At 54.1% G+C, this 16,467-nt stretch carries 16 protein-coding genes; 10 read left to right on the forward strand and 6 right to left on the reverse strand.

The window, feature by feature from the left end; translation table 11 throughout:
• The first annotated feature begins 679 nt into the window (after positions 1–679).
• A complete protein-coding gene (locus ACR0JC_RS00005) occupies positions 680–1,912 on the forward strand; it encodes an alpha/beta hydrolase family protein (protein ID WP_170339968.1) in 1,233 nt (410 codons plus the stop codon).
• Positions 1,913–2,160: 248 nt separating this feature from the next.
• Here ACR0JC_RS00005 and ACR0JC_RS00010 read toward each other — a convergent pair whose 3' ends face one another.
• On the reverse strand, positions 2,161–3,435 hold the full coding sequence (locus ACR0JC_RS00010) for an adenylate/guanylate cyclase domain-containing protein (protein WP_170339966.1): 1,275 nt from the start codon (positions 3,433–3,435) through the stop codon (positions 2,161–2,163).
• 267 nt (positions 3,436–3,702) lie between these two features.
• Here ACR0JC_RS00010 and ACR0JC_RS00015 point away from each other — a divergent pair, with 267 nt between their 5' ends.
• Together ACR0JC_RS00015 and ACR0JC_RS00020 are read left to right on the forward strand one after the other, a co-directional pair.
• Positions 3,703–4,164, forward strand: coding sequence for a hypothetical protein (locus ACR0JC_RS00015; protein WP_480762863.1), 462 nt, complete (start codon positions 3,703–3,705; stop codon positions 4,162–4,164).
• Positions 4,165–4,509: 345 nt separating this feature from the next.
• Positions 4,510–4,998 carry a CHAP domain-containing protein gene (locus ACR0JC_RS00020; RefSeq protein WP_170340103.1) on the forward strand — a complete coding sequence of 163 codons (489 nt, stop codon included), beginning with the start codon at positions 4,510–4,512 and terminating at the stop codon, positions 4,996–4,998.
• Positions 4,999–5,595: 597 nt separating this feature from the next.
• Here ACR0JC_RS00020 and yghX read toward each other — a convergent pair.
• The 5 genes from yghX to ACR0JC_RS00045 form a co-directional block, all read right to left on the reverse strand.
• Positions 5,596–6,486: a YghX family hydrolase gene (gene yghX, locus ACR0JC_RS00025; protein ID WP_170339962.1), complete on the reverse strand. Its 891-nt coding sequence runs from the start codon at positions 6,484–6,486 to the stop codon at positions 5,596–5,598.
• 89 nt (positions 6,487–6,575) lie between these two features.
• A complete protein-coding gene (locus ACR0JC_RS00030; RefSeq protein WP_170339960.1) occupies positions 6,576–8,099 on the reverse strand; it encodes an AMP-binding protein in 1,524 nt (507 codons plus the stop codon).
• Positions 8,096–9,394 carry a malonyl-CoA decarboxylase domain-containing protein gene (locus ACR0JC_RS00035; protein WP_170339958.1) on the reverse strand — a complete coding sequence of 433 codons (1,299 nt, stop codon included), beginning with the start codon at positions 9,392–9,394 and terminating at the stop codon, positions 8,096–8,098. The genes ACR0JC_RS00030 and ACR0JC_RS00035 overlap by 4 nt, the downstream gene beginning before the upstream one ends.
• Position 9,395: 1 nt before the next feature.
• The gene (locus ACR0JC_RS00040; protein WP_170339956.1) at positions 9,396–10,061 is read right to left on the reverse strand and encodes a GntR family transcriptional regulator; all 666 of its coding nucleotides are present in this window, start codon (positions 10,059–10,061) and stop codon (positions 9,396–9,398) included.
• 42 nt (positions 10,062–10,103) lie between these two features.
• Positions 10,104–10,490, reverse strand: a complete 387-nt coding sequence (locus ACR0JC_RS00045) for a YciI family protein (protein WP_170339954.1) — start codon at positions 10,488–10,490, stop codon at positions 10,104–10,106.
• A gap of 84 nt (positions 10,491–10,574) precedes the next feature.
• Between ACR0JC_RS00045 and ACR0JC_RS00050 the strand changes: the two genes are divergently transcribed.
• Genes ACR0JC_RS00050 through ACR0JC_RS00080 form a run of 7 tightly spaced genes read left to right on the forward strand, consistent with a single transcriptional unit; the run spans position 10,575 to position 16,463 of the window.
• On the forward strand, positions 10,575–11,459 hold the full coding sequence (locus tag ACR0JC_RS00050; protein WP_170339952.1) for a fumarylacetoacetate hydrolase family protein: 885 nt from the start codon (positions 10,575–10,577) through the stop codon (positions 11,457–11,459).
• The gene (locus ACR0JC_RS00055) at positions 11,456–12,121 is read left to right on the forward strand and encodes a malonic semialdehyde reductase (RefSeq protein WP_170339949.1); all 666 of its coding nucleotides are present in this window, start codon (positions 11,456–11,458) and stop codon (positions 12,119–12,121) included. The genes ACR0JC_RS00050 and ACR0JC_RS00055 overlap by 4 nt, the downstream gene beginning before the upstream one ends.
• An 18-nt stretch (positions 12,122–12,139) precedes the next feature.
• Positions 12,140–12,595, forward strand: a complete 456-nt coding sequence (locus ACR0JC_RS00060; RefSeq protein WP_170339947.1) for an OsmC family protein — start codon at positions 12,140–12,142, stop codon at positions 12,593–12,595.
• Between the two features lie 34 nt (positions 12,596–12,629).
• A complete protein-coding gene (locus ACR0JC_RS00065; protein ID WP_170339945.1) occupies positions 12,630–13,703 on the forward strand; it encodes a C4-dicarboxylate TRAP transporter substrate-binding protein in 1,074 nt (357 codons plus the stop codon).
• Positions 13,704–13,733: 30 nt separating this feature from the next.
• Complete coding sequence (locus ACR0JC_RS00070) at positions 13,734–14,285, forward strand: TRAP transporter small permease subunit (protein ID WP_170339943.1); 552 nt, start codon at positions 13,734–13,736, stop codon at positions 14,283–14,285.
• Complete coding sequence (locus ACR0JC_RS00075) at positions 14,282–15,586, forward strand: TRAP transporter large permease (RefSeq protein ID WP_170339941.1); 1,305 nt, start codon at positions 14,282–14,284, stop codon at positions 15,584–15,586. Before ACR0JC_RS00070 ends, ACR0JC_RS00075 begins: the two co-directional genes overlap by 4 nt.
• 10 nt (positions 15,587–15,596) lie before the next feature.
• Positions 15,597–16,463, forward strand: coding sequence for a dioxygenase family protein (locus ACR0JC_RS00080; RefSeq protein WP_170339939.1), 867 nt, complete (start codon positions 15,597–15,599; stop codon positions 16,461–16,463).
• Positions 16,464–16,467: the final 4 nt, after the last annotated feature.

Genomic DNA, 16,467 nt, shown 5'->3' on the forward strand with positions numbered 1-16,467 from the left:
CAAGCTGACCCGCGCCGCCGCTCTTAGCGAGTGGCGTCAGCTTTGTTCCGGATAGGTTCGCGGTTTCCGCGGCAAACTGAGACTGGTTCGAATTCGTCTGACAGCACCTCCAGGAGGTAACTTACTCGCTGCCGAATCCTATTCTTTGGTAAAAGACTGGCTTCCGGTTGAGGAACGAGAGCCTGTTCGAGTGAAGGGATTTCAAAACCCCATTCGCACGTATGCTGCGACCGCTATTTATGAAAGTGCCGACCGCGATAGCCGCATTATTCACGAGGAAGATGAAGGCTTTTCTCTTACAGTTGATCGTGCTCGCATAAGCAAGGGGGCAATCCTCCGACTAAAGTCCCTTGTTTCAGATCTGGACGACTAGTCAAATTTTCGGTCACGGCAGCTCAGTCCAAAACCTGTGACCTCACATATTAAAAATGGCTGCACGACAATCGAAAGGCCAGTTTCCCGCCACGCTGCGACGCCAGGACGGGCTTCATTGAGAAATCGCGTGTGCAAAAGACCGCTTTCACGCGTGCAAGTGGGAACCAATGGCAAAGCCAACCACACTTCACAAGATGGTGAGTAGCAGGCTTGGCAGTCCAGAGCGATGAGTTGCACTAATCGCACCGTGTACTGTGCTAAAAAAGGGCGAACTCGTATCACTTACAGCATCGGGGCATTCGTCATGCGCTTTTCTCTCACCATCGCAACACTCGTTGTCTTGGCCACTCAGTCTTTTGCGCAAGACTCCGTTCTTATCGGGGACGCCCCGCTTCCTGCCGACATTGCAATTGATGTAACGCCAGATTCTCCTTTTCTTGGAATTTGGACGGGGAGATGGGACTCTCGGAGAAGTCATATCCTCGTCGTCGAAAGCCGAGATGAGGATGGGTTGTTCAATGTTGTTTACTCGGTCGGACGTGGCCAGCATGGCCGCGGAAACTGGTTCCGGAGCAAAGCACGTTTAGACGGAAGCACGTTGGTGTTCACCGACAATGACTTCGGGGCGCGCTATTCAATTTCGGGTACGGGGCGACTGCGGGGCATCTATCCAACCGAGGACCGCGTCGCAATACTCGAGCGACAAACCCTCTCAGAAGTCCTCGCGACGGCGACCCGCCAGTGGTTTGAGGTTGGAACGCGAGACTTCCTTACGACGGAACTCCGAGAGGACGGCGCAACAGTCGAGCTTGCTGTGGCAATCTATCGACCGCCTGGTGATGGGCCTTTCCCGTTGGCTCTCGTTCATCACGGCTCAACCGGCTCTGGAACCGATCCGCAGGCTTTTGATCGGTTCTTTTCCAACGACTGGCTTGCGGACGTTCTGAACTCACACGGTTGGATCGCTGCGTTCCCACAGCGCCGCGGTCGGGGTGGGTCCGACGGATTGTATGACGAGGGCTTTGCTGAAGATCGGACCGAGGGCTATTCGACGGAGGCCCGGCTATCTTTGGCAGGGGCGGAACGTGCGCTGATGGATGCAAAAGCAGCGCTGCATGCGTTGCAGGAACGACCGGATGTGAGTGATGGATCGGTTCTACTGATTGGTTTCTCGCGCGGGGGCATTGTTGCCCTTATGCAGGCCGGCGACGATCCGGGAAACACCGCTGGTGTGATCAACTTCGTTGGGGGATGGATAGCAGAGGGCTACGGTGATCCTCAAATCAATCCGACGCTCTTTCGACGTATTGGAACATTCGATGGGCCGGTGCTTTCCATCTATGGGGAAGATGACATGTTCTACAGCATCGAGCATTCCCTATCCAACCTCACCGCAATGGAAGCGATGGGTGCCAATAGTGAGACTCATATCGTGGCCGTTCCTGGCTACAACAAAGGTCATTGGGTATTGTGGTGGCCGATACTCTGGGAAGAGATCGTCAGCGACTACATCCGGCGCCTCCAGGATCAACGTTGAAACAATGAATTGGACTGCGACCCTGTTATCTCCGCGTTTTTTGCCGGATGCTTCGGTGAATTTCCGTTTCTGTCTGGAAGCAAGTTTTACCGATATGATTGGAATTGCGGCTTCTGTCTGCCGAGAAGCCAAACACTGAGTCTTGCGGGAAAACCGCTACGAGCCCGAAGCAGACCGTTGTCATTCTAGTGCCCGCGCCTCAAAACGCACATCAAAGCATGTTTGCAAAAGGCTTATGCAATTGAGCTTTACGTGACAATTCCGTAGGAAAAGACCTCTAAGTCTTCATCAAAACTCCGCAATGAATGCCGCCCCAATTTATGCGGCTCTTCAGATACCAAGCTGACAAAGTCGCCAGTTGCCAAAAGCCGCGCATCCAGTTTTCGCGTCAAGCTCTCTAACCTGCTGACTATCGCAACTGATGTGCCGGTTACCGTAAAATCCAAGCGCTTTTCAGTGCCAACATTCCCGTACACAGCCGCGCCAGTGTGCAAACCAATCCCAAACTCAGCACGGTCTGATGGATCAAGCTCTTTATGCCTTTGGAACGCTTCTCGCGCCGCCGACAGGGCAGCTTCGCACATGTCTTCGGGTAGTCTTCGTTGGCCATCAAAAGGAAAGATCGCAAGCAACCCATCGCCAACGAATTTCAGAACCTCTCCGCCGTGGTCGTGTACCGCCCCGCCGACGCAGTCGAAGAATTGGTTGACGGTCGCGACATATTTTTCCGGTGACAGGCGCTGGCTCAAAGCCGTAGACCCGTGTATGTCACTGAACAATAGAGCGCAGTCAATTTTGCTGACATCTCCCCGGGCTATTTGACCGTTCAATACAGATCGACCGGACACCTTGCCCAAGTAAACCTCCATCAACTCAGCTGCCAGGAACTGCTCTGACAGAACACGCGCTGTACCAAGCAAAGGTAGAGACAGTCGCGACAGACCATCTACCTCACGGTCTGTGAAACCAGAACGACGCTTTGTAGCAAAAGAGACTGACGCCCCCAAAGCCCACTCGACCTTGCCGTCAAATACAACGGTACGATTGCCGAATGGTGCACTGAATACGACGTAGTCGGTGACACCTGCCTCAGCGAGTTTTTGGAATAGCGGAAATCTGTCACGGGTCGCTTCGTCAGTCAGATCTGCTCGCATGAAAGGAAACTTTATCGAGCCGTTCGTAAGGTCGTCCGCCAAGTCCCAGACTTCCTTGTTGAAGTGCTGTTTCGCTATCTCATTGGCCAATTTCGAGTTCTCTCCGAAGGGTGCTTTGTCGAAGAGATCAGTTGTCACCGAGCTTCGTGGAAGAACAGTCCATTCAATTCGATGGTTGGAAGCATCCCATGTTGCGTCGAGCAATCCAATTACAGGGTGCATCATCAGGCGGCCCAAGGAAACACGCGAAACCGGCACGCCACCATCGATCAGCCTGTGACTTAGCTGCTCGACTAGCCCGCCAAGGTCGGCATCAAAAAAGGCCAGCTTCTGCAACCAATCTGCAATGCGGTCGAAAACATCCGCCATAACGTACACCTCTGCCACCATCTTGTTACAGCCGGAGGCTCATGTCATTGGGTTTGTCTTCGAACTCTCATTTCTCTTGCAATGGGTTTGCAAATTCTCACACGCGTACGCTCACGATTTTCAGACGAACGTCAGGTTCGAGCCCTCCTCAGACCTTGATCGCGTGCTCAGCATAGACAACGATTGGCTTGGTCTCTCGGCTGCATTCGACGACAAAGCAAAAGCATGTTTAAGGTTGTCAGCCCGCTTCGCACAATGGAGAATCAAATGCGTCGATCGAACCTGATGCTGCAAATAACTATGGGGGTAATGGGGGGTGCTGCATCTTCCCAACCGCTCTTTGAGGATTCCAAGGCCTTCAATCCTTCCAGCGAAACGGCAATGGCGATTACCGGGCCAGTAATCTTGTCTACCAAGCGGATAGTCTTCGAGACCGGCGCTTCTCTTGATCTCGAGGTTCATGACGCCAAGAGTTCAGGTAATTGGGGCGTGTCTGGTGACGTGCCTATTGCTCAGGTATTCCGGGTATCAGGTGACGTCGGACCGTTGCGTCAGGGAAACACGCTTTGTGGAGACCAGCCAATCACATTTATGGCGGCCTGGAACGAAGAAAGTTCTGGGTTCGACTATCTCGGCATCGCGATGTTTACGGGTGCGGCAGCGCCTACAAGCGTTGATGACCAGACTATTTGTGCGACCTATTTCTACTCGATGGATGTTTCGGACTAATTCAGAAGTTGTCCGAGGCTAGCCACTTCGTCCGCAAAGTAGTCACTCAGTGAAGACGCAGCGAACAGAGGATGTGAGCCCCAAGTGACCGATGCTGCGCGATCGACCGACGGAGGCTGTGCGCAGAAAGTTGACTTTGCAAAGTTTCGCGCTCGTCCTTTCGAGGATGAATATCAACTGGCAAATTTCTGCCGGGGATCCGGCTGGGCTCTTTTCATTACCCATTAGATCGCCTTAAAACTATCCGACCCCTCAAACCGTCAATGTAATGTCTTGAAGAACAGCAACAGCAAAGCGAATACGAAACGGCCGTGCCTGCACGGTACTGCTCGCGCTGCGTTTGCGATGGGGCTTTTTGCTCTTGTTTCTGCCTGCGCTCAGGCCCCAAGCGGCGCGGATCTCGATCCAGAACGTCAGGCCATGGCGTTGCGCGAGGTCTCTCAAAAACAAGCTCGAGGGCAAAGGGTATGGTGCGTACCCTACGCACGTAACCTCAGCGGTATCGAAATTCGCGGAAACGCCAAGGACTGGTGGGGCAAGGCGCGCAATACTTTTGAGCGAGGCAATGAACCGGTTGTTGGTGCGGTCATGTCATTTCGAGCAACCCGAGGGATGCCGCTTGGTCACGTGGCTGTCGTATCCGATGTCGTCACTGACAGAGAAGTCATCGTGAACCACGCCAACTGGCACCGCAACAAGGTATCATTGAAGATGGGCGTCAAGGATGTATCCAAAAACAATGATTGGACATTGGTCCGAGTTGAAAGTCATCCGGGCCGGTATGGCAGCTTCTACCCGGTGAACGGGTTCATTTATCCCAATGTTGGGGAATAACTTAATTCAATTGTGAACCGCACACTGTGCGTATCCGACGGATGGGTCACAAGCGGCTCAGTAGTTCACGCGGGCCAGTGACGGAAAAAGTCCGCAAATCGGATAATTGTGGCGGTAGAGCGAGTGACCGCATCGAGCCCTCCGTGGAAGTGAAGAGTTTACGCAGCGAGCGCTCGCAGCAAGATTACCCACCGCATCGGCGAAAATCACCCGCTGCATGACAGAGGAAAATGCGGACGTTCAGGCAGAACGCAGCGAGATTGCGATCCGGTATGACCGGGTCACGGACCAAAACAACCGTTCTCGAATTACTATGCAGCCAGTAAGTCGGATGCAAAATTGCAAAAGCTCGCGGCCGTTCACTCCGTCCTCTAAAATCACTTCAACCTTTAGCAATCTCTTACCAATCGAGACACCTTGAAGCTGACATGCAACGCTACCCTCGGCGAATGGCGCGAGCTTGGTGCAGCAAAAAGGCAGCTATTTGGGGCTGGCCGAGAATGCTTTGAGTTTGTTTGATGACGCTCTCTCGAAGTTTTTGAACACCGAAGCGACGACAGATTTTTTGCCGTCGCTTCGCCATTCCGCGAACTCAGTTCAGGACTTTAGGTAGGTGTCAAACCAATCAATGGTGCGGTCCCAGGCCAAGTTTGCCATTTCCTCGTCATACCGAGGCGTACTGTCGTTATGAAAGCCGTGGTTGGCATTCTCGTAGATGTAGGCCTCGTAAACCTTATTGTTGGATTGCAGCGCAGCTTCGAACTCCGGCCAACCTGCGTTGATGCGTTCATCAAGCTCTCCCATCTGAATCAGTAGCGGTGCCTGAATTCTAGCCACATCCTCGGAGGCCGGTTGGCGGCCGTAGAATGGCACGCCGGCTGCCAATTCGGGGTAGGCCACGGCAATTGCGCTGACCACACCACCGCCATAGCAGAAACCTACAGCGCCAACTTTCCCAGTACAGTCTTCCCGGTTCAACAGGTATTCGAAGCCATTGAAGAAGTCATTCATCAGCTCGACCCGGTCGACTGTCTTCTGCAACTCGCGCCCATCTGCGTCGTTGCCGGGGTATCCGCCAACCGACGTTAGGCCGTCAGGAGCCAGTGCCATAAAGCCTGCTTTCGCCAAGCGTCGCGCCACATCTTCGATGTAGGGATTCAGACCGCGGTTTTCGTGTATCACGAGCACCCCGGGCAGGGGTTCTTCCACAACAGCGGGACGAACAAGGTAGCCTCGGACATCACCCGTTCCGTTCGGAGAGGGGTAGGTTATGTAGTCTGCGTGGATATCGGGATCGTTGAACGACACCTGCTGTGCCAGCGCATAGTTCGGGCTGAGCATGTTCAATAACGCGGCAGCCGTTAAGCCGCCAACCGCGAATTTTCCGGCGCGGTCCAGAAATTGGCGTTTGGTGATCTTTCCGTGCGCATAATAGTCGTACAGATCCAGCAGTTCCTGATCGAAGTCTTTTGCTGTCATGCGAGTCATGGTCAATCTCCTGATGAGGTGGCGATTCAATCCGTGGGATACTATCAGTTCAAAGGGTTATGGTTTGTTCGAAGTTCTAGGCAGGTCGGCTAAGATATTGCCGTAGCGGGTTCCTTCTTCGTGTGCTGATCGCGCAGAACGTTCTTTTGGACTTTTCCCATGGTGTTTCGTGGCAACTCTTGGACGAGTTCGTAGCGACGCGGATGTTTGAAGCGCGACAGCCTTTCCCTGATGATTGATGCAATCTGATCCGTGTCGAGTTCTACGCCTGGCTCAGCAACCAGAGCGGCAATGATCTCTTCCCCGAAGTCGTTGTCAGGGACGCCAAAGACTGCCGACTCCAGTACGCCATCGATGTCGTTTAAAACGTCTTCGATTTCCTTGGGGTAGACGTTGTAACCGCCAGTAATGATGAGGTCTTTTGAACGACCTACAATCGACAGGTAGCCATCCTCGCTGTATTTGCCCAGATCCCCGGTGATAAAGAACCCATTCTCGCGAAGTTCTGCAGCGGTTTTTTCGGGCATCTGCCAATAGCCTTGGAAAACATTAGGGCCGCGTATCTCGATCATTCCAACCGCCCCTCTGGGCAGTTGCTCACCGGTTTCAGGATCAGTGACGATCACCTCGATGCCGGGCAATGCCATGCCAACAGTTCCTGCGCGACGTTCGCCAGTATAAGGGTTCGAGGTGTTCATGTTTGTCTCGGTCATACCGTAGCGCTCCAGGATGCGGTGGCCTGTGCGCGCTTCGAACGCCTGATGGGTTTCGGCCAGCAATGGGGCAGAGCCCGACACGAACAACCGCATGTTCGCCGCCGTCTCTTTGGTGAAACCGTCATCTGCCAGCAATCGAGTGTAGAAAGTTGGGACGCCCATTAGAAGGGTTGAATGCGGTAATTCCTCCAAGATCATTCCAATGTCGAATTTTTCCATCAGCCGAACCTCGGACCCGGCGACTAGTGACGTGTTCATCGCCACGAAAAGCCCGTGCGTGTGAAAGATCGGCAGCGCGTGAACCAAGCGATCGTTGTTTGTCATACCCCACAAATCCGCGAGAGCTTGTGCATTGGTCAAAAGGTTCTGGTGGCTCAACATTGCGCCCTTAGAGCGACCCGTGGTTCCCGACGTATAAAGCAAAGCCGCAAGGTCGTCCGGGGCGCGATCAACGGTTTCAAACTCGCGGGGCTGCGCGTCAGCTTGGCGGCTTAAGCTTGATATTTCACCGCCAAGGGTAAGCAGCCTTGCGCCATACCGATCCGCCAATGTTTTGATCTCAGCTTCGTCGTTGTCGTCGCAGACGATCACCGCAGGCTGGGCGTCAGATGCGAAGTAGTCCAATTCTGCCATTGTGTAAGCAGTGTTTAGCGGCAAATAGACAGCACCTGCCTGAACTGAAGCAGCATAGAGTGCAACCGTATCGGCCAACTTTGGGGCCTGCACAACGATGCGGTCGCCAGGAGAAACTCCACTTTTCTGCAAAACATGCGCGATCTGCGCAGCGCGTTTCAGAAACGCGTCATATGACACTACTTTTCCGTCATCGAGTAGCAGGAACGGAGCCTCGTTTCCCGCGTGGTGGGCAAACAAGCTGTCATAAAGTGTGTTAGTCACGCTGGATTTTCCTCTGGTCTGGGCGCAAGTACTGCGGTTGAAGCCGCGCGCACGGAACGCGAGGTTTCGATTGTGGCGTGCGTCACAAATTCTTCGTGGTGACGTTCAGTCTTTTTTAAGTCGTAGAGGTAATTGACCATTGCGCCGCCGGATTGGGATCGTCCGTTCTGTGACGGATCGGCCCCGGCATGCAGTTCGTGAAGCTCGGCTCCATTGCCCAGATGAAAGCGGGCCACTGGGTCCAGCGGCATCCCATCTTCGCGCTTGGCGTGTAACAGGTATCGGGCGGCCATCGCCCGCACGTCCTGCGGAGGGGCTGTTCCCGCAATTACGGCTTCGGCAGCATGGCCATGCTCGGAATGTCCTGTTTCGCCAGCTAACCACCGGTTCATACCGGGTATCGGAGACAAGGTCACAAATGTGTCGAGGCCCGGAAGCTCTCGCGAAAGTTCGGTCACAACCTGTTTGATCAGCAGGTTTCCAAAGCTGATTCCCGTTAGCCCCCTTTGGCAGTTTGAAATTGAGTAGAATGCGGCGATTTTGGCCTGTTCTGGTTCGATCGGTTCTCGAACTTCGGACAAAAGCACATCAATCGCGTTCGGAATTTCAGTCGTCAAAGCAACTTCGACAAAAATCAGCGGTTCATCCGGCATTGAGGGATGAAAAAATGCAAAACAGCGACGGTCGGGCGGTAAAAGCCGGCGCCGCAAGTCGTCCAGATCATGAATCTGATGGACGGCCTCATACGCGACGATCTTGTCCAGAACGCGGGCTGGTGTATCCCAACTGATTTGTTTGAGGACCAGAAAACCCCGGTTGAACCAGCTTCGCAGTAAATGCACGAAATCTACATCTGTGCGCTTGAGTTCGGGGTTCGATTTGAGAAAACGCAACAGGTCAACGCGCATTGCCACAAGCTCTTGCGTCGCGCCGGAGGGTTGATTCAGACGGCGCAGCAATTCTTGCCGTTTGGGTTCGGCCGCCTCGCTAAGCCTTTTGTACAGATCGACACTTCTACACTCGGCATAACGACGCGCCGTCTCAGACAGTTGATCCGCGTCTAACTCAAGCTGATCATTCAAATAAGCGAAGAAGTCCAGTTTTTCCGGGTCGTCCAAGGTCTGGTATCGATCCAGTATCGTTGATGCGAGTGCGAAACCTGATACTTCACCTTCCGCAGACAAGAGTGCTTCACATAGCTCCGAGATGGATCGCTTGTCATCCTTGCCCCGCTTTTTGCCGGGGCGGTCGAACAGCTGATTAAGCAAATCGCCCAGAAACCAGTTCCGCTGCATTTCACGAATCCATCTGACTGCTCAGATACTCACCAGTTCGACGGTAATGATCGATCAAATGCCGCGTTGCGCTTTCTGCATCGCGATCCAGTGCTGCGTCCAGTATTTCCTGATGTTCTGCGTTGATATCACGTTTTTTGTAACTCGACCCGCCAGCCGCCAGATATCGATAGCGGATGTTCAGGTCGTAGAGCTGCGAGCAATACCGCAAGAGTAAAGGAAGCTTCGCATTGTCCAACAAGGCCATGTGAAACGCCTTGTGTGCGTCTTCAAAGTCGAGTGCCCCTTTTTGGCTCGCCTTTTTCATATGGTGGTGCCGCAAAACAAGCCTGTCTTCCCAGGCTGAGTTTGCATTGGCGATGGACTTGCGCAACGCGGTTTCTTCAAGATTGCATCGCAACATAAGGATTTCCTCGAAGTTGCATTTGCTTACTGGTGCAGCCCTGAAACCGCGCTGGTCAATTCGTTCCACCAACATATCCGATGTCAAAAGGCTTAGAGCTTCGCGAACCGGGCTTGCGCCGGTCTCCAGGAGCCCGCGGAGCTGTTCAATCTTGAGCTTTTGGCCTGGCGGCAGCTCGCCAGTCAGGATCATTTCGCGCAGCTTTCGATACGCACCATGAGTGGCGGATGTCTCTTTGCCCTCGGTATCAAGCATGGCATCCATGTCTGGCATTCCCTTCTTCGTGGTGCAGTCTACTCGGAGCTCTTAACTGAGCGTGCTCGTTCCAGTCGATAGCCTGATTGTGATGTTCAGCGAGCCCTCGTTTACCAACCATCGCCGCATTACAAAGCTGCGTGCCCCGCTTTTGTGCATCGGGTCATCTTCTGCCAGCTTTCGGGCGGCTTCGAGACTGTCGGCCCTATAGATGATGAGGCCAATCCCCTGCATATGCTCGCCGGTTTCATCCGACATGGGGCCTGCAAAAGCCAGTTGCCCCGAATGTTCAAGCTGCGCCTGATACGCCAGGTGATCTGGCAATGAAGCTTTTACATCTTCGGGCGCTTTGGCTGGCGTGCTCAGCGCGACGTAAAGCTCCAACGCAAGCGCACCGCGGCTTTTTGCTTCTGATTTGTAGTCTGCCCAAGCAACCATTCGCGGCCTCCAAGAAAATCGATATTATTTGACATATTGCAAAATAGTCGGCAAAAATCAAGCAAGCTAACATGGAAGGTGACAATGAAATACCTGGTGGGAGAGACTTCGGAAGGCACAGCGGTTTTTGCCGTGAACGGTGAAAACGCAGTGAATCTAACGGCTTTGGACCCTGCCGTCGGTTCCGACTTGATGGGTTTGATCAGCAAGCCTGGCCTGGCCGACTCGCTGGTTGAAAAAATCACCTCGGCAGATAGTGTGCCGTTATCCTCAGTCACACCGGCGTTGCCCGTGGCGTCACCCGGCACGATCATTTGTATGGGTTTGAACTATACGGATCACATCAAAGAGGGCGGCTACGACATCCCCGAATATCCAACGCTGTTCATGCGCGGTAAGAACTCGATCATGGCGGCGGGCCAGCCTATGGTGCGGCCTGCGTGTTCGGAAAAACTCGACTACGAAGCCGAGCTTATGCTGATCGTTGGAAAACGCGGCCGCCATATCTCGGAGCAGGACGCGCTGGATTATGTCTTTGGCTACACTGTATTCAACGATGGTTCGCTGCGGGACTATCAGCGCAAAACCGTTCAGTGGACGCCCGGCAAAAACTTTGATGACACGGGCGCGATCGGTCCTTTCACCGTGACGCCGGATGAGTTGCCGGAAGGGGCATCAGGTCTGAAGATCGAAAGCCGTGTGGGCGATGAAATCCTGCAAAGCTCGAATACGGCCAATATGATTTGGGGTGTCCGGCAGGTAATTGCGACGATTTCGGAATATACCACTTTGGAGCCGGGGGATCTGATTGCGCTGGGCACGCCGCCTGGTGTGGGACACGCCAAAAAGCCCAACCCCCGTTGGTTGAAGCCCGGCGAAACCGTTGAGGTCGAGATTGAAGGCATTGGAATTTGCGCCAGCCCAGTCATTGACGAAAAAGACGCCAAGTCCAAGGTGGCCGCTGCATGACCGCACCAACCGGGGCAGAGCTGGAAGCACTTCGCGCCAAGGCGCAGCAAGATCATCGTGATCTGCGCGAGCGCATTCCGCGTTTGTCCGACGATGCAATTGCCTTAATCCTTCGCGAGTCCAGGTCTCACTATGCCTGGACCGACCAGCCAGTTTCTGACGATCTGCTCGAAGAGATTTACGACATCACGATCAACGGCGCGACCAGCATGAATACGCTGCCCGCCCGCTTCGTTTTCGTGAAAAGTGCCGAAGGAAAAGAGCGGCTTGCCAAGTCGTTGAAGCCAAAGAACGTTCCAAAAATGATGGATGCGCCGGTTACGGCTATCATTGCCTATGACATGGACTTCTGGAAGGAATTGCCTTTTCTTTTCCCGCACGAAGACCGACGGCCATTGTTTGAGAACAATCCCGAATATGTGGCCGATACAGCTTTTCGCAACGGAACGCTTCAGGGCGCTTATTTCATGATCGCCGCCCGAGCTGTCGGGTTGGATGTCGGCGCGATGTCCGGCTTTTCGAACAAGATCGTCGACGAGGAGTTCTTTGCAGGAACAACGCTCAAGTCGAACTTTTTGTGCAATCTGGGCTACGCAGATGAAACGGGACTGTTTCACAAGCTGCCTCGCTTCCCATTCGAAAAGGTTTGCTCTTATGCATGAGGAGGTGACCCAGTGGCCATGAAAGTGAAACCTGTCGTCACGTACCGCACGACAGCTCAATGCCCGACGCACGCGCGGACCGAGATTCCCATTCGTGATTTAGATGTTGTCGTAGACGAACCGGTCGAACGGGGCGGAACAAATCTTGGCCCGTCTCCGACCGAAACCGCAATGGCAGCGCTGATCGCCTGCACCAACGTCATCGGGCACAAGAATGCGCACCGTTTGGGAGTTGATCTTGGCACAGTGACGATAGACGCGAAATGCAGGTTGGATCGCCGTGGTGTCCTAATGGAAGAAGAGATCGATGTTCCGTTTCCGGAAATTGAACTCACCGTGAATTGTGAAACGCCCGCCAGTCAGGAGGAGCTGACACGCGTGGGTGAGGAAACGGCCAAATACTGTGCCATCGCAAAGCTGTTCGAAGCGGCAGGCACTGACCTGACCGTCAACTGGGTCAAAACAAGCAGCTAAAAGTCAACAGACCCGACTTTCTGGGAGGAGAGAAATGAAAAACTGGACCAAACGCAGCCTTGTTGCGGCTGCTGTGGCAAGCGTCATGGCGATGCCTGCTATGGCGGAAGAGACCATTTCAGCCGTTGTGATTGATGGGTACCCAGATCGGGCCCTTTGGGTGAAGGAATTCACCAATTTCTTCATTCCAGAAGTGGACAAGCGGCTGGCTGAGTCCGGTAACTACAAGATGAGCTGGCAAGAGAACTATGGCGGTTCGATCGTCAAGCCGAAGGGTGTTTTGGAAGGTGTCCAACTTGGCCTTGGAGATATTGGGATCGTCACAACGATCTTCCATTCTTCAAAGCTACCCAGTCAGGGTATCTCGGGGTCGACGCCCTTCGTTGCATCCGACGCCCGTGCTGTGGCCAAAGCCGTGGATGAAATCGCGCGTGAGTTCCCGGCGATGCAAAATGAGTTTGCCGCGCAGAACCAAGTTTACCTCGCAACAGGTGTGGTGCTCGATACCTATCAGGTTTTCTGTACAGAGCCGGTTTCGGCTGTTTCAGATCTGGAAGGCCGCAAAGTGGCCGGAGCTGGACTGAATCTCAGATATCTTGAAGGCATCAAAGACGCAGCAGGGGTACGTGGTGGCCTGACCGATTTCTACAATATGCTTCAAACTGGCCTGGTCGATTGTGCGATGCTTTGGCCCGAGGCTGCCAAAACATTCAAGATCGCCGAAGTAGCTCCTTACATGCTCAAAGCTGATTTGGGTGCGGTGAATTCCAAGACGATAACTGTGAATTCTGACTATTGGGCAAAGTTGCCGGACGAAGTCAAAGACGTTCTTAAGGCCGTCGCCATCGACTACCGTGATCATGTGGCCGGTATCGCTATGGGCCGCGCCGCGGCCTCAAGGGATGCCTATACCGAAGCCGGCGGAACGATTGTCGAAGTTTCGGACGAAGAACGAGCGGCTTGGGCGAACGCTATGCCAAATGTTGCACAGGAATGGGCAGCCACCCTGAATGAAAACGGAGAACAAGGCGACGCGATTTTGGCCGCTTACCTCGGCAAGCTGCAGGACGCGGGTTTCACCGGAGTTCGTGACTGGACGGCCAAATAACTGGCTGGCGATCCACGAAAGGGGCCTTTCATGCTGAAGACCGCAGTTGCTGGCTTGTCGCGGGTCGCCAATTCGCTTGCAATCGCCGCCAACGCATTGGGTACGCTTGTCGTCCTAGCGTTGGTGGTCATTCTGAATGTTGACGTCATTGCGCGGGGCCTGTTTTCGGCCCCACTGCGCGGAACCTACGAGATGGTGCAATTCTCGGTCGTGATGATCGTGTTCCTGCAACTGGCCGATGTGGTCAGAGTGGATCGATTGACGCGCTCGGACGGGTTTTTGAACCTGCTACACCATCGTCGCCCCGTTCTGACAGCCAACCTGAGGCGCATCATCAACGCCATTTCGGCAATCTTCATGGCCTTGATCGCCTATGTAACCTTTCCAGAATTTCTTCACATGTGGGAAACACAGGACTACTTCGGAGTGCCCGGTCTTTTCACATTGCCTTGGTGGCCGGTCAAACTGGTCATCGCGTGCGGTACTGCGCTTGCCTGCGTGATCTTCCTGCTCAAGGTCGTCACGGCGCAGGACCGCCCGCAACTTGTCCGCACCCCAGAGCATGACGAGGCTGCAGAATGACCCCGATCGAGATTGGCCTGATCTCGGTCATCGCCATCGTCTTTCTGATTTACGCGGGCGTTTACATTCCTATCGCTCTGGGCGTGGTCTCGTTCGTGTCGATCTGGCTGATGCGGGACAACTTCACGCTTGCGCTCAACCTGTTGAAAGTGGCGGTTGGCGATAGCGCGATGGAGTATAGTTTCGCGACAATCCCTTTGTTTACCTTTATGGGGCTCATCGTTTCAAAAGCGGGACTAGGCAGGGATATTTACGAGGTCATGACCATGCGATTTCGCAAGGTCAAAGGCGGTATCGGAATGGCGACCGTCGGAGCAAATGCCGTGTTTGCGGCCGTTACCGGGTCGTCCATTGCGTCCGCATCAGTGTTCACCAAAGTCTCGGTCCCGCAGATGATGGCGCAGGCATATAATCCACGTTTTGCGGTTGGGGTTGTAGCCGGGTCTTCGGTCTTGGGGATGATCATCCCGCCGTCGGCAATGCTGATCATCTATTCCTTCGTGGCCGAACAATCCGTTGGGGACATGTTCCTGGCGGGGGTCATTCCAGGGATTATGCTGGCAATCGCTTATGTCGGCGCGATTTGGGTCATGGGGCGCTTCACCCCAGCTTTCGTCGGTGGTCGTGTTGTTGAAAACACCGAGTGGATGTCAGGACGCGAGATCGCCTCCAAGACACTGCCGACACTGTTCATCATTACCATCGTGCTTGGTGGTATCTACACGGGTTGGTTGACGGCAGTAGAAGCAGGGGCCGCCGGGGCTTTCGTTGCGCTAATCATAGCGGTTGCCCGCAAATCGATGTCTCCACGCGCTTTCTGGGACGCGTTGCTGGAAACCGGGCACATCACGGCGGCGATCCTGTTCCTGATTACGGCGGCTTCAATATACAGCCGAATGCTGGGACTGGCGGGGTTGCCCAATCAACTTCAGGACTTGCTTGCAGGGAATTCCGCGTCCTTTTGGTCGATCATGCTGCTCTATGTTCTGTTGATGCTGTTTCTGGGAACATTGCTCGACACGGCGTCGATCATTCTGATCGTTGTTCCGCTGTTCCTGCCCATGGCCGAGGCGCTGGATATGTCGCTGATCTGGTTCGGCATTATCACCGTGGTCGGAGCCGAAATCGGGCTTTTGACACCGCCTTTGGGCATATCCTGCTTCGTTATCAAATCTACGATCAACGATGACCGCATATCACTCAAAGACGTGTTCATGGGCGCACTTCCCTTTGCGTTCGTGATGCTGATCGTTCTGTTCATTCTGATCGAGTTCCCGACCCTCAGCCTTGCCCTGATTTAAGGAGGCCAAGATGCGCTCTGTCACCAAAGACAATATCACTGACGTCTTCATGGGGTACCTGTCCAAAGACTCCGATCCACGGATGCGCGAAATCATGGGCTCCCTGGTCAAACACCTGCACGATTTCGCCCGGGAAACCAACCTGACTCATGACGAGTGGCGGGCCGGGATTGCGTTTCTGGAAGGCTGCGCCGCGGTGGAAACCGAGGATAGGCATGAATTCGTGCTCGCCTCGGACGTGTTGGGCCTTTCGTCATTGGTTGACATGCTGCACTCCAGCCCTGACGCGACTAGTTCGTCTGTGTTGGGGCCGTTTCACGTCTCTGGCGCACCCCCGCTGCCGATCGGTGGCGATATGAAACGTCATTACGGCGGGCCGGTCCTTCTTGCTGAAGGCGTGATCCGGGATACCGAAGGCAACCCGATTGCCGGTGCAGAGCTGGATATCTGGCAAACGGCGCCAAACGGCCTTTACGCAAGCCAGGACGAAGAGCAAGACACCTTTTCATTCCATGGTCTGATGACGGTCGGCTCAGATGGCCGTTACGCTTTTACCACAGTCAAACCAGTTGAATATACGGTGCCATCTGATGGGCCAGTCGGAGACATTCTGCGAGCATGTGGTCGCCATCCCTGGCGACCGTCGCACCTGCATTACATCGTCAAAGCTCCCGGTTATCGCACTTTGGTGACCGAGATATTTCCCGACGATGATCCCTATCTGGATGAAGACACGGTGTTTGGCGTGCGCGACGATCTGGTGATGACATATGTTGAACGCCCGGCTTCTGAATTTCCTGATGGCATGGAGCTTTCTGGTAAGATCCATGAACCTTTCTTGCATGTGAATTTCGACGTGACGCTTGCCAAGGACTGATTGA

Source organism: Ruegeria sp. CH5, from assembly GCF_056537025.1.